The organism is Streptomyces sp. NBC_00287 (genome assembly GCF_036173105.1).
Classification (GTDB): Bacteria; Actinomycetota; Actinomycetes; order Streptomycetales; family Streptomycetaceae; genus Streptomyces.
The window spans coordinates 267,069-279,882 of sequence record NZ_CP108053.1 but is presented as its reverse complement, the minus strand read 5'-3'; the positions used below and the strand labels follow the sequence as shown (position 1 = coordinate 279,882).

Genomic DNA, 12,814 nt, shown 5'->3' with positions numbered 1-12,814 from the left:
CGCTGGCGGTGACGCTCACAACAGCCCATGGTCGCGGGCATAGAGCGCGGCCTGCGTACGGTCGCGGAGGCCGAGGCGGGACAGGACGCGGGAGATGTGGTTCTTGACCGTTCCCTCGCTGAGGAAGAGACGCGCGGCGATCTCGCGGTTCGTCGAGCCGTCGGCGAGGAGGCGCAGTACGTCGATCTCGCGGGACGTCAGTCCGGTGGCCGCGGGACCGGCGGCAGACGGCGGCCGAGGGGCCGGGGTCAGGTAACCGGTCACCGAGGAGTCGAGTTGGGCGACCCCGGCGTGTGCCAGCCGCACCGCGTCGGCGAGTTGCGCCGCCGGCAGGTTCTTGAGCAGATAGCCGCTGGCGCCCGCCCGCAGCGCCTGCACCACATACTCCTCGTCGTCGAACGTGGTCAGCATGACGACCTTCGCCGCGCACCCGCGCCGCCGCAGGATCGCCAGCGCTTCGACTCCGTCCATGCCCGGCATCCGTACGTCCATCAGCACCACGTCCGGCCCGAGCGCCAGCGCCTTCTCGACCGCGTCCGCGCCGTCGACGGCAGTGCCCGCGACCACGATGCCGGGCTGGATGCCGAGGAGTGAGGCGATGCCGTCTCTGACCAACTGCTGGTCGTCGACGACGAGTACGGACACGGACGCGGACTCGTCGGTCATGCGCCCGTCTCCGGTACGACGCGGGGAATCTCGACCGTGATACGCGTACCCGCCCCTGATGCACTGTCGATCCCGGCCGTGCCGCCCAGCAGCCGCGCCCGCTCCTGGATACCGAGCAGCCCGAACCCCTGGGAGACCGTGACGGCGCCGGGCCGGAACCCACGGCCGTCGTCCGCGACGACGAGACGCGCGCTGTCCGCGCCGAACGTCAGGGACACGGTCACGCGTCCCGCATCCGCGTGCCGCCGCACGTTGGTGAGCGCTTCCTGGGCGGTGCGATAGAGGGTGGTGAGCGCCGCCCCGTCGGCGCCGAGAGCGTCGTACGGCTCACCGTCGACCTGCAAGGACGCCTGAATCCGGCCGTCGTCCAGCTCCCGCACGAGTTCGGCCAGCGCGGCCGGGAGCGAGAAGGGCGCGGCACGGTCATCGCGCAGCGCCCGTACCGAGGTTCGTACGTCGTCGAGCGCGAGTCCCGCCGAGCGACGGGCGTCGGCCACGGCCTGGTCGGCGGCGTGCGGATCGTGGCCGCGGAAGGCGGCGGCCTTCTCCAACTGCACGGCGATCGCGGTGAGATGGTGCCCGAGACTGTCGTGGATGTCGCGGGCCAGCCGGTTGCGCTCGTCAGTGGCCGACAGTTCGGCGACCCGTGCCGCGTACTCCTCAAGCCGGGCCCGCCCCCGCTGCTCGCCGATCGCCACCGCGGCCATGGACAGGGCCAGGACCAGGCCGATGAGCAGCATGAGGAGATCTGAGACGTACTCCGGGTCGGCGTACCAGGCGGGCTCGGACAGCGTGTAGAGAGCAAGGACCACGGCCACGCAGCAGCCGGTGAGGGCGAGCGCGGCGGTGCGGCCGAAGGCGAAGTACGCGGTGAAGGGGACCAGCACGAGCAGCGCCCTGGACAGGCCCGAGTCGTCGAGCGCGGCGACGGCGACGATGAGGACGAGACGGGCGGCAAGCAGGGCCAGGGGCGGGCGGACCGGGCCGCGCTCCAGGAGGAGGAGCAGGAGGAGTCCTACGACGAAGGCGGCCGTACGGGCGGTGGCGAGGGAGCTGTTGTGGGCGGCCGCGGTCAGGCCCGCGAGGAGGACGGCGAGGTACAGAAGCGGCGCGACCCAGAACACGGGACGGGAGGGAGTGGGGCCCGCGCCTGTGCCAGGGCTCGTACGGCCGCCGCTCATCCCCAATATCGCCATCGTCCCTCCCCGAGCCCGGCCGCCCCAGGCTACGTGCCGTCGCCCCGCCGCGGACCCTGCCGAACGTCACATGACCTTTGGCCACGAGGAGTGGACACCCGGCACTCACGGCCCCCGCCGGCCCGCTCCTACATTCGCCGTGTCCCGCTGAGCTGCGGGAACCGTCGTCCTCGGAGTGTGTTGTGATGCTGCTGCCTCCTGCCCCTTCCCCTTGGTTCTTCCGCTTCGGTGCCGTGTGCGGAATCCTGTCCGGCCTCTTCATCGCCCTGCCCGGCGCCATCGAGGCCTTCACCGGCGAGACCACCGCCACCAGCTTCGTCCTGGGTGTCTCACCTGCCTTCGCCACGCCGCTGCTCGTCGCCTTGCACCTGCGCCAGCACGGCGACGCGGGTCGCGCGGGCACGATCGGGTACGCCGTGAACCTCATCGGCCTCGGGCTGTTCGGGGGTGCGGCGTTCACCCTGAACATGGCACTGTTCGGCCTCGACGACGCGACGTTGGACGAGGTGCTGACCGGGACGGTCCGGGTGGCGCTGCTCGGGAGCGCGGTCGTGTTCGCCGTCGGTACCGTGCTGTTCGGGCTCTCGATGGTGCGTACGGGACTCTTCCCCAAGGTGCCGTCGTGGGGGTACGCGGTGATGCTGGCCGCGCTCGCGCTGCTCGGGCCGCTTCCCGACTCGGTGTTCACCAGCCTCGTCCACGTGCTCGCGGGTGCGTCGGTGATCTGGCTTGCCCTGTCCCTGTGGGGGTGGATCGGGTCGGAGCAGGCTCCGGTGCACGGGTCTGCTGCTGCGGTTCGGTGAGCCGGCAGCTTCGGCCGATCGACCCACCCGCGGAAATTCCCTCGCGCTGTGGCCGCAACGGCCCGAGACTCGTCCCATGACTGACATGGGGGCGTTCCGGGACGCGGTCACCGCGTGGGCGGCGGGTGGACCCGGCGACCCCGCGCACGAGTTGGCCGCGGGGCTGCCCGTCCGGGTGGCCGTCCTGCTCGAAGGGTTGAGCGATGTCGCGGCCGTCAACGCCCTGGCCGAGAGCCGCGGCCGGGACCTGGCGGCCCAAGGGATCTGCGTCCTGTCGATCGGCGGTGCGATGAGCGTCGGGCGCTACGCCCGACTCCTCGGTTCACCCGGCCTGGGCCTCCGCCTCACGGGCCTGTGCGACGAGGCGGAACGTCCCTACTACGCCCGCGGCTTCGAACAAGCCGGTGCGACAGAGCAGGACTTCTACGTCTGTGCCGCGGACCTGGAGGACGAGCTCATCCGCGCGCTGGGCGTGCCGCGGGTGGAGGAACTCGTCCGGGCGGAAGGCGACTCACGCGCCCTGAAGACCTTCCTGCGCCAGCCCGCACAGCAGGGCCGAGCCCCACACCAGCAGTTCAAGCGCTTCCTGGGAACGAAGAAGGGCCGCAAGATCCACTACGGCCGGGTCCTCGTCGAGGCCCTCGACCCCGACCGCGTCCCCTCTCCACTCGACGGCCTGCTGGCCGGCCTCGGGGCTCAAGTTCAGTAATGCTCAACTCGCCCACGCCAGCAGGCGCTGCCCCGTCTCGGGCGCCCTCAGCCTCGCCAGCGACTGCTTCTCCAGCTGGCGTACGCGCTCGCGGGTGAGGCCCACGTGTCGTGCCACTTGTTCCAGGGTGCGCTGCTCCCCGTCGTGCAGGCCGTAGCGGAGGCTGAGGATCATGGCCTCGCGGGGCGCGAGGGTGCCGATGGCCTTCCTCAGGTCCTGCGCGAGTGCCTGGTACTCGGCGACGTTCGCAGCCTGCAGCACCTCGGTGTCGGGGATGAGGTCGCCGATCACCGTCTCACCGGCTTCGTCGACCGGCGTGTCCAGGCTGACCGCGTGCCGCCCGACACGGCGCAGCCAGCCGATCCGGTCCTCGGTGAAGCCGCTGTCCTGGGCAACCTCCTCGGCGGTGGGCGCACGCCCCAGGTCGAACTGCAGACGCCGTTCGATCTTGCCGAGCTTTCGCAGCTCCTCCACGACATGCATCGGCAGCCGTACGGTCCGGGCATGCTGGGCGAGGCCTCGCTCGATCGCCTGGCGGATCCACCAGGTTGCGTAGGTGGAGAACTTGAATCCCTTGGTGTGGTCGAACTTCTCCACCGCCCGGATCAGCCCCAGGTTTCCCTCCTGGATGACGTCGAGCAGGGGCACACCCCGGTGGGCGTGCCGCTTGGCCATCGCCACCACGAGCCGGAGATTGGCCCGGATCATGTGGTCCTTTGCGGCCACGCCGTCGCGAGCGACCGTATCGAGTTCCCGGCGCCGCTCCGGCCCCAGGTCGCGCTCGCCGGCGTCGGCCTCCTCCAGTTCCTCGACGGCCCGTACCCCGGCCTCGATGCGCTGGGCCAGCCGTACCTCGTCCTCCGCGGTGAGCAGTGGGGTCGCCGCGATCTGGGTCAGATACTGGCCGAGTAGATCCGGCTCCTCGTCGGGTTCTGGGACCCGGCCGCGCGCACGTGCGGAGCGGGTGGAAGCACCGCGGCTCACCTGGGATTCCAGCGCGGAAGTCTGCGTCAGGGGAGGCATCCTTACGGCCCTCCGTCCGGTCTGAGTTCCCTCCGTCAGCGGGCTCTCCGGGTACCCGAGGAGCCGACGCCGAACCGGCCGGGCAACGGCCAGGTCGACGCCGCCTCTATGCGTGCGGCATCCACGACGCGGCGAGTTTATGGACGTGCCGTACGGGCACGCGGCCACGAGGTCGTAGTGACGGCCGCGTCATGCATTGTGCGTCGGACCGGGCGGAGGACCGGAGATGACCGACAAGGCCCCGGACACGGACGTCCTGGTAGTGGGCGCCGGCCCCACCGGACTGCTGCTTGCCGCAGAGCTCGCCCAGGCCGGCGTCGCGACGACGCTCGTGGAGCGGCGGCACACCGAGTCCAATCTGACCCGGGCATTCGCCGTCCACGCTCGCACCCTGGAAGTCCTCGACTCGCGGGGGATGGCCGACGAACTCGTCGCCGGCGGTGTGACGGTCGACAGCGTCCGGATATTCGGCGCGGCCGACCTTCACCTGACCCGGTTGCCCACCCGATTCCCGTTCGTTCTGGTGACTCCGCAGTACGAGACCGAGCGTGTGCTCCGGGAGCGGGCCGAGGCGGTGGGCGTGGAGATGCGGTGGGGGACCGAGCTGATCTCGCTGCGCCAGGACGCCGCCGGGGTCGAGGCCGAACTTCGCGGGCCGGACGGGAGGGTGCGCACCGAGCGGACCTCGTATCTGGTCGGCGCCGATGGAGTGCACAGCACCGTGCGCCGTGCGGTGGGACTGCCGTTCATCGGCCGTTCCTCGGTGATGAGTTCGGTGGTTCTGGCCGACGTACAACTCGCCGAGCCCCCGGCGGAGGTGCTCACCGTCAACGGCACCGGCGACGGCTTCGCCTTCATCGCGCCCTTCGGCGACGGCTGGTACCGGGTCATCACCTGGTACCGGCACCGCCAACTGCCCGACGACGCGCCCGCCACGCTGGAGGAGGTGCGCGAGGACACCCGCCGCGCGCTCGGCACCGACTACGGCATGCACGACGCCCGCTGGCTGTCGCGGTTCCACAACGACGAGCGCCAGACCCCGCACTATCGGCAGGGCCGGGTGCTGCTGGCCGGCGACGCGGCCCACACGCATTCCCCCGCCGGCGGGCAGGGCATGAACACCGGGCTGCAGGACGCCTTCAACCTCGGCTGGAAACTGGCCGCCGTCGTACGCGGCCGCGCGGACGACGCGCTGTTGGACAGCTACGAAGCCGAGCGTCATCCCGTCGGGCAGGCGGTGGTGCACATGACCGGGGCGCTCGTCCGGCTCGTCCTACTGCGCACGTCGCCCCTGCGGGCGGTGCGCGGACTCGTCGGCCGGACCGTGCTCCGGGTCGGACCTGTCGTGGACAAGGTGGCGGGCGCGCTGTCCGGAATCGGCATCCGCTACGAGTCCGGGCCGGACGCTCATCCATCGGCCGGTGCCCGGGCGCCCGACTTGCCGTTGTCCGGTGCGCGAGGGGCGAGCAGGCTGTACGAGGCGCTGCGGACGGGAAGGTTCGTCCTGCTGACGGTGGACCCGTCCGAGGCCGCCGCACTAGACGGCCGGGTGGCGGACGCGGTCGACGTCCACGCCGTGGCGGACAGCCGTGCCACCGCCGTACCGCCCCTGATCCTCGTACGCCCGGACGCTTACGTCGCCTGGGCAACCGACGAACCCGACGGCGACCACCGCCGACGAGAACTCACTGCCGCGCTGGACCACTGGTGCACAGCGCCGGATCGGCACCCGGCCCGGTCGGGGTGAGCCTGATTGTTCGTAGGGCCTCCCCTGAACGGGTACCCGGCGACCATGAACGAAAAGAGACGTACAACCCGGCGAAGGGCTGGGCCAAGGGCCCGCTGTTCATCATCATGATCGTCGTCGTACTGTGCGCGGCGTTCTTCCTCGCCTTCGCGCTGGTACTGGCGTTGTGACCGGCCCGAGAGGAATCCGGCCGCTGGCGACCCCGACGAATCCGACCCTTGGAGGCGAAGATGAGCGACGAGAACATGGCGGACGACGTCTATCAGCCCACGGGGAGCAATGAGGAGCAGGCGGACGCCGCCCCGCTGGACCTTCAGGACGCGACGGACGAGCGCACGTACGACGACATGCTCGACGAGGCCTACTCCCCGCCGGACGAGCCGATGAGTGTCACCAAGACAGGCACCACGGCGTCCGAGCAACACGAGGGCGAGTCCCTCGACGAGAGACTGGCGCAGGAGGCACCCGACGTGACGGCGCCGGACGAGGGCGCGCAGACGGACACCACCGAGGATGCGGCGACGGGTGCGGAGGAGGCCGCGGTGAACGTCGTGCCCGACGAACAGCTGCCACCGGCAGGTGAAGTCGGGGATTGAGCCACAGAAGGCAGGTCTGGGACAGAAGTTGAGGCTGCGGGCACGGGTCCCACCGTGCCCGCAGCCTCCTTCCCGCGGCCACTCAGGCACGCCACGAGTGCCCCAGGGCATCCTGGGTAAACACCCCGTCCCTCAGTGGTGGTGGCCGCGCCGCCCGAGGCTCTCAACAGGGCCCGCCCCGGGCCGGGTCCACTGCGGTACGGGCCGACTGGTCGGCCCCCAGGTGGCGTTGCCGTCCGCGTCCGAGCGCCAGTACCAGCAGATCGGCGCGCCATGCCCACCGACCGGCGCGCCGACCTCAGGGGCCTCGGGCCAGCCCTCGGGGTTGTCCTCCCACCCCTCGCGGCGGCCGTAGGGCGTCATGTCGAGCAGGCCGAGGGACCCGTTGACCGGCTCGTTGCCACGGCCCGTCGTGGAGTAGGTGAGGAACACGCGGTCGCCGTCGCGCAGAAAGCAGGTGATGTACCCCATGTCTCCGCCGACCGGCTCGTCCACGTCCCGCACCGAGTACCAGGGCTGGGTGTAGCCCATGAACTCGACGTACGAGGCCACCTCGTCCCAACGGCCCGTGGTCAGGACCGCGAACGAGACGCCGCGGGCGTTGAGGTAGACGGCGTCCTTCATGTGCCAGGCCGTGGTGGTACAGCCCTCGCACTGCCCCTGGTGCGGCGCGCCGTCGTACCACATGTGCTTGTAGACGACGAGCTCGTCCCGGTCCTGGAACAGGTCCAGGAACGGAACCGGGCCGTCGGGTCCGACGACCTCGACCGTCCCGTCGAACTCCACCATCGGCAGCCGCCGGCGGGCCGCGGCGATGGCGTCGCCCTCGCGAGTATGGGCCTTCTCGCGGACCAGAAGCTCGTCACGGGCGGCCTGCCAAGTCGCCAGGTCAACGACGGGCGGGCGGCCGGGCAGCGCGGCGGTCGGATCGTCCGGTGCGGTCGTCATGGTGTCCTCCGTGGTGTTTCGTGCCGGGCAGCGTCGTACGACCTTGTCCTACGGCGGTCACCAGAAGAGACTCGCGACTCGGCCGGAACTCATCGCGGACCCACTATTGCCACCAAAATTGTTGACGATATGTTCGGCATGGATCACGCTCACCGTGGCTGACTGGTCAGTCGAAGTAGGACTCCAGCGTTCCGCGGCGTCGGATGTCGAGCGTCGCGCAGTGGAACGAGCCGCCGAAGGGCGCGTAATGCAGCAGATCACCCGGGACGGGCTCGAAGCCCCACCGTTCGAGGGCGCGCAGCATGCCGGTGTGGTGGCGCTCGGCGATCACCCGCTTCTCGTCGAGCATGAGCACGTTCATGCTGAGCCACTTGCCGCACATCGACGTGATCCTGAGCAGGCGGTCGTCGATCGGGTCGGGCTCGGGGGCGATGAGGATGTCCCACGACTTCAGGACGTCCGGCAGGTGGTCCACGTCGATGTATTCGGGATTGACCAGGGCCTTGCCGGGCGCCAGCAGGACGAAGGTGGTGTCGATGTGCATGGGCGTACGGCAGCGGCTGTCGATCTCGTGGATCCGATAGCCGGGTCCGAGGTGGCGGCGCAGCCACTCGATGCCCGTCCGGTTGGTGACGTTGCTCCGCGTGACGAACAGGTCCCGGCCGGCGCGTACGAAATCCGCGGCGTCGAAGACCGGCTCGAACTCGGTGAGGATGTGCCGCACGGGCTCCCCGGACCGCGCCGCACGGAACCCCGGCACGAAGAGCTCGTCGGTGAGCTGCGGCTTCGGGGCCGACGTCCAGCGAGCGCCACGCCGGAAGTAGTCCTTGAGGATCGGGCGATAGGAGTGGGTCTCGAAGTACCGGCAGGGCCACACCATCGGCGTCTCGATGATCTCGTCGCCGATCACCAGCAGGCTGTCCCGCGGGCAGGTGTTGCAGAAGCCGCGCGACGACCAGTGCGGGGTCCCGAAGCGCCGCCTGTGGTCGACCGGGTCCGGCTGCCTGACCGTGACATCGAAGGACCGCAGCAGGGCAATGAACTCATCGAGCTCCTGCTGGGCCCGCTCGATCAGCACGCTCGGGTACTTGAAGCCGGCCGCCAACCCCAGCAGCCGTCCGGCCCAGGGCGGAACGTTGCAGGTCACCACCGGATGGCGGGAAGGGATGGTCGCACCGTCGAGCCGCCCGACGACGATTTCTTCCAAGGGGTCCCACTCATTGTGTGAGTTGACCGGTACGGCAAGGGGTTCCACACCGCTGTCGAGTACCCGGCAATAGGGAGGTCACTCACGGTGGCGGGACGATGCTTTGAGTGGCCGGGCAGGCCTCGGACGGCTCTGTCGGACGGCCGGGCGCAGTCGCCTGGTTAAGATCCAAAAGCAGGGTTGCTGACAACCCCGTCGCATAACCTCGTGAATGGCGACGCCAGTTGCCATATGAATCCACAATCAGGAGGCGATGGTGCTCGAAAGGGGCACGCGGCTGCTCGCGGGCGCCGTGATCGTGGTCTGTGCGGTGCTCGTCGGCCCCAGTGCACCAAGCGGTGCCCCCATCGCCAGACAACTGCCCGCGAGCGCCGTAAAGGATGTTGTTCCGAACCGGGTAATGACGTGGAACCTCTGCAACCCCTGCGAGGAAAGCAACGTCGATCGGGCAGCGGAGATCGCCACATACGCGCCTCAGGTCATCGGCTTGCAAGAAGCGTGCGAGCGCGACGTGGCGAGGATCCGCGATTATCTGGAGGACCTCTACGGGCTGGTCTACCACGTCGAGTACGGGACGGTGCTGCGGAATTGGGGCCGCTGCGGGGGAGTGCCGTGGCGTCCGGGAGCCTACGGCCAGGCGATTCTGTCGGCGGCACCCATGAAAGACCGCGTCAACGTGGAATACCCCGACGGTGGATCCGAAGACCGTGGGTACATGGCAGTCACCACTCGCGTGGGCGGCCGGCTCGTCCGGGTCTTCAACACACACCTCGCCGAACGACGTCAAGAAGAGATCCGAGCGGAGCAAACGGACGTACTCGCCACGGCAGTTGCCCGGCACGACCGCGCAATTGTTCTCGGTGACTTCAACGCCGTACCGGACGCTCCCGAACTCACCCGGATGTGGGCACTGGCTGCGGATGCCGACCCGCAGTGCCACCCCTCGCCCGTCGACGGCACCTGCGAGACGACCACCGCATGGCTCAGCAAGTTCGACTACATCTTCCTGCGAGGCATCGCCCCGCTCACGCACAGCGTGCAATCCTCCCCGTATTCAGACCACTCTTTGCTCCGCGCCGACCTGGACTCACTTGAGCACATCCCCGGGGCGGGCCAGGACCCTGGAACTTTTCAGGAGCGAGGGGCTCAAGCGGGCTGATACGAGTAGGGCGCCCCACATGGCCGAACGCATAGCCGAGCGCCCGCTCGAAAAGACGGAGGACCCGTGAGACCCCTGATCACACTGGCCGGCGCCGCCACCGCGGCCGTCGCCGCCGCTGCCGCGCTGCTGTTCAACGGCGCCTCGACCGCCACTGCCGAGGACATACCTCCGGTGGCCGTCGAGGACTTCGCGTATCCGAACGCGGATCAGATCTACGCCGACACCGGCATCCGGCTGACCACCGGCGACGGCAACATCCTGCTCGCCGACTGCGGCGCCACCGGGCTCATCGAGGTCTGGGCGCGCGACAGGACCGAAGCGTTCTGCTTCTCGGTGCGGGGTGCCTCCGGCCGGGTCGCCATGGAGGTGCCGGCGGTCTACGGCATCAAGGGCAACGACTACAAGATCGTCGCCGACATGACGGTGGACGGCACCGAGACCTCCTACGACATCGACCCGAACAGCTGGACCGCGGTCGGCGAGAGCGCCGACCCGGAGGGCCGCGACCACACGCTCGTGGAGCTCCGCGCCACCAAGTAGGCCATCCGGCACGTTCGTTCAGCTGAGAGGGATACCCCATGTTCTCGCCCCGCCGCCTCAGACCCGTCCTGGCCCTGCTCGCCGCCGGCGCGGTCCTGTCCGTGCCGCTGCCCGCCGCGCACGCCGTGGTCGGCACCCCGGCCCCGGACGGCACCCACGCCTTCACCGCCCACCTCGACATCGGCGGCACGCGTTCCTGCTCGGCCGCTCTGGTCGACCCGGAGTGGCTGGTCACCGCCGCTTCCTGCTTCGCCGACGACCCGCAGTCCGGTACCGCGCCGGCGGCCGGGAAGCCGAAGCTGAAGACGGTCGCCACGATCGGCCGCACCACGTTGAGCGGCACCGGTGGCCATGTCGCCGAGGTCACCCAGATCGTGCCGCGGGCCGGCCGCGACCTGGTCTTCGCCCGGCTGGCCTCCCCGGCGACCGCCGTCACCCCGGTCAAGCTCGCCGCCACCGCGCCCGCCGCCGGTGACGCGCTGACCGTCCTGGGCTACGGCCGCACCAAGACCGAATGGGTGCCCGGCAAGCTCCACCAGGCCAACTACACCCTGGACGCGGTCGCCGACGGCACCCTCGCCATGACCGGCAAGAGCGCCGACGACTCCGTCTGCAAGGGCGACACCGGCGGCCCGGTCCTGCGCGCTACGAGCGGGGGCTCGTACGAGCTGGTCGCCGTCAACTCCCGCTCCTGGCAGGGCGGCTGCCACGGCACCACCGAGACCCGTACCGGCGCGATCGCCGCCCGCACCGACGGCAAGCCGGGCGGCGCGAGCCTCACCGCCGGGCAGACCCTGGCCTCCGGCGACTCCCTGCTGTCGAAGTCCGCCAAGGTCACCATGGGCACCGACGGCAACCTGACGGTTGCCTCCAACGCCGGCAAGACCCTGTGGTCCTCGGGCACGAGCGGCAACGCGGGCGCCACCGCCACCCTCAGCGCGGCCGGCAACCTGTCCGTGAAGTCGGCCGCCGGCGCCTCCCTGTGGGAGTCGAAGACCTCCGCCGCGGGCGGCTACGCCAGCCTGGGCGACGGCGGTGACCTCGTCGTCTACAACGCCCAGAACCAGTCGCAGTGGTCCAGCAACAGCGCTCCGCGCCACGACTACGACGGCAACGGTCGCAGTGACATGGCCGCCTGGTACGACTTCACGGCCGGCACCGACAACATCTACACCTTCCTCGCCGCCACCGACGGAGCAATCAGCTCTCCGGAGCGCGGGTTCACCTTCCCCGCCGGCGCCTGGGAAGCCAAGAACCACAAGCTCGTCACTGGCGACTTCAACGGCGACGGCCGCGGCGACATCGCCGCCCTCCTCGGCTACAGCGACACCACCGTCAAGTTGTGGACCTTCCTCGGGAAGCCCGACGGCACCTTCGCCGACCCCGTCGAAGCGTGGAGCAGCCCGGCCGGGGGCCCCTTCCACAAGACCTACATGACCCCCCAGTCCGGTGACTTCAACGGCGACGGCCGCGACGACATCGCCGTCTGGTACGCCTATCCCGACGGCACCACCAAGATCTGGACCTACGTCTCCACCGCCTCCGGCACCTTCAACGCCCCCACCAGCTCCTGGTCCGCCCCCACCGGCACCTGGGCACGGGCCCGCGCCAAAATCATCACTGGCGACTTCAATGGCGATGGCCGCGACGACCTGAGCGTCTTCTACGGCCAGGGTGATGACAGCATCAAGACCTACGTCTTCAACGCCCAGCCCAACGGCGGCTTCGCTGCTCCCACCGTGTGGTGGCAGACCCTCGCCCTCGACTGGAACCGCGCTTACCCGCACTCCGGCGACTTCAATGGCGATGGCCGCGACGACGCCACCATCTGGTACGACTACGCCGACGGCAGCGACAAGACCTCGACCATCATGTCGGAGAACGTCGACGGCACCGACCGCTTCGGCTCGGCCAAGGTCACCCTCAACAGCCCCGGCGGCCTCGACATCACCCGGTCCCAGCTCGTCGTCGGCGACTACAACGGCGACGGCCGCGACGACCTCTCGATCATGCATTACCTCGCCGACAGCAGCGTGAAGATGTGGACCTGGACCGCACGCCCGGACGCTCTCTTCAACTCCGGCCTCGCCGGCTACACCGTTCCCGCCACCAGCTGGGACTACACCCGCTCCCGCTTCGCCAACACCTACAACTACTAGCCTGCGCGTTGCCGGCCGGTGGCCGCGGAACGGATGTTCCGCGGCCACCGGCCATTGT

13 protein-coding genes are annotated in these 12,814 nt (G+C 69.9%); 8 read left to right on the top strand and 5 right to left on the bottom strand.

What is annotated here, in order from left to right; all coding sequences use genetic code 11:
• Window positions 1-15 precede the first annotated feature (15 nt).
• Complete coding sequence (locus OHT76_RS01515) at window positions 16-666, bottom strand: response regulator transcription factor (RefSeq protein ID WP_328868861.1); 651 nt, start codon at window positions 664-666, stop codon at window positions 16-18.
• On the bottom strand, window positions 663-1,862 hold the full coding sequence (locus tag OHT76_RS01510; protein ID WP_328868860.1) for a sensor histidine kinase: 1,200 nt from the start codon (window positions 1,860-1,862) through the stop codon (window positions 663-665). Before OHT76_RS01510 ends, OHT76_RS01515 begins: the two co-directional genes overlap by 4 nt.
• Window positions 1,863-2,047: 185 nt before the next feature.
• Between OHT76_RS01510 and OHT76_RS01505 the strand changes: the two genes are divergently transcribed.
• Both OHT76_RS01505 and OHT76_RS01500 read left to right on the top strand, forming a co-directional pair.
• Entirely contained in the window at window positions 2,048-2,665 is a 618-nt protein-coding gene (locus tag OHT76_RS01505) for a hypothetical protein (protein ID WP_328868859.1), read from the top strand.
• A gap of 76 nt (window positions 2,666-2,741) precedes the next feature.
• Entirely contained in the window at window positions 2,742-3,374 is a 633-nt protein-coding gene (locus tag OHT76_RS01500; RefSeq protein ID WP_328868858.1) for a TOPRIM nucleotidyl transferase/hydrolase domain-containing protein, read from the top strand.
• Window positions 3,375-3,377: 3 nt separating this feature from the next.
• On the opposite strand, the gene OHT76_RS01495 is transcribed toward OHT76_RS01500, so the two are convergent.
• Complete coding sequence (locus OHT76_RS01495; protein WP_328868857.1) at window positions 3,378-4,397, bottom strand: sigma-70 family RNA polymerase sigma factor; 1,020 nt, start codon at window positions 4,395-4,397, stop codon at window positions 3,378-3,380.
• A gap of 226 nt (window positions 4,398-4,623) precedes the next feature.
• Here OHT76_RS01495 and OHT76_RS01490 point away from each other — a divergent pair, with 226 nt between their 5' ends.
• Genes OHT76_RS01490 through OHT76_RS01480 form a run of 3 tightly spaced genes read left to right on the top strand, consistent with a single transcriptional unit; the run spans window position 4,624 to window position 6,740 of the window.
• Entirely contained in the window at window positions 4,624-6,144 is a 1,521-nt protein-coding gene (locus OHT76_RS01490) for an FAD-dependent monooxygenase (RefSeq protein WP_328868856.1), read from the top strand.
• Window positions 6,141-6,314, top strand: coding sequence for a DUF6480 family protein (locus OHT76_RS01485; protein WP_328868855.1), 174 nt, complete (start codon window positions 6,141-6,143; stop codon window positions 6,312-6,314). The genes OHT76_RS01490 and OHT76_RS01485 overlap by 4 nt, the downstream gene beginning before the upstream one ends.
• Window positions 6,315-6,374: 60 nt before the next feature.
• Window positions 6,375-6,740, top strand: a complete 366-nt coding sequence (locus tag OHT76_RS01480) for a hypothetical protein (protein ID WP_328868854.1) — start codon at window positions 6,375-6,377, stop codon at window positions 6,738-6,740.
• 132 nt (window positions 6,741-6,872) lie between these two features.
• Here OHT76_RS01480 and OHT76_RS01475 read toward each other — a convergent pair whose 3' ends face one another.
• Both OHT76_RS01475 and OHT76_RS01470 read right to left on the bottom strand, forming a co-directional pair.
• The gene (locus OHT76_RS01475) at window positions 6,873-7,688 is read right to left on the bottom strand and encodes a DUF899 domain-containing protein (RefSeq protein ID WP_328868853.1); all 816 of its coding nucleotides are present in this window, start codon (window positions 7,686-7,688) and stop codon (window positions 6,873-6,875) included.
• A gap of 166 nt (window positions 7,689-7,854) precedes the next feature.
• Window positions 7,855-8,943: an amidinotransferase gene (locus OHT76_RS01470; protein ID WP_328868852.1), complete on the bottom strand. Its 1,089-nt coding sequence runs from the start codon at window positions 8,941-8,943 to the stop codon at window positions 7,855-7,857.
• 205 nt (window positions 8,944-9,148) lie between these two features.
• Between OHT76_RS01470 and OHT76_RS01465 the strand changes: the two genes are divergently transcribed.
• From OHT76_RS01465 to OHT76_RS01455, 3 genes are all read left to right on the top strand, one after another.
• Window positions 9,149-10,054, top strand: coding sequence for an endonuclease/exonuclease/phosphatase family protein (locus OHT76_RS01465; RefSeq protein ID WP_328868851.1), 906 nt, complete (start codon window positions 9,149-9,151; stop codon window positions 10,052-10,054).
• 66 nt (window positions 10,055-10,120) lie between these two features.
• Complete coding sequence (locus tag OHT76_RS01460) at window positions 10,121-10,597, top strand: hypothetical protein (RefSeq protein ID WP_328868850.1); 477 nt, start codon at window positions 10,121-10,123, stop codon at window positions 10,595-10,597.
• Window positions 10,598-10,635: 38 nt separating this feature from the next.
• A complete protein-coding gene (locus OHT76_RS01455; RefSeq protein WP_328868849.1) occupies window positions 10,636-12,756 on the top strand; it encodes an FG-GAP-like repeat-containing protein in 2,121 nt (706 codons plus the stop codon).
• Window positions 12,757-12,814: the final 58 nt, after the last annotated feature.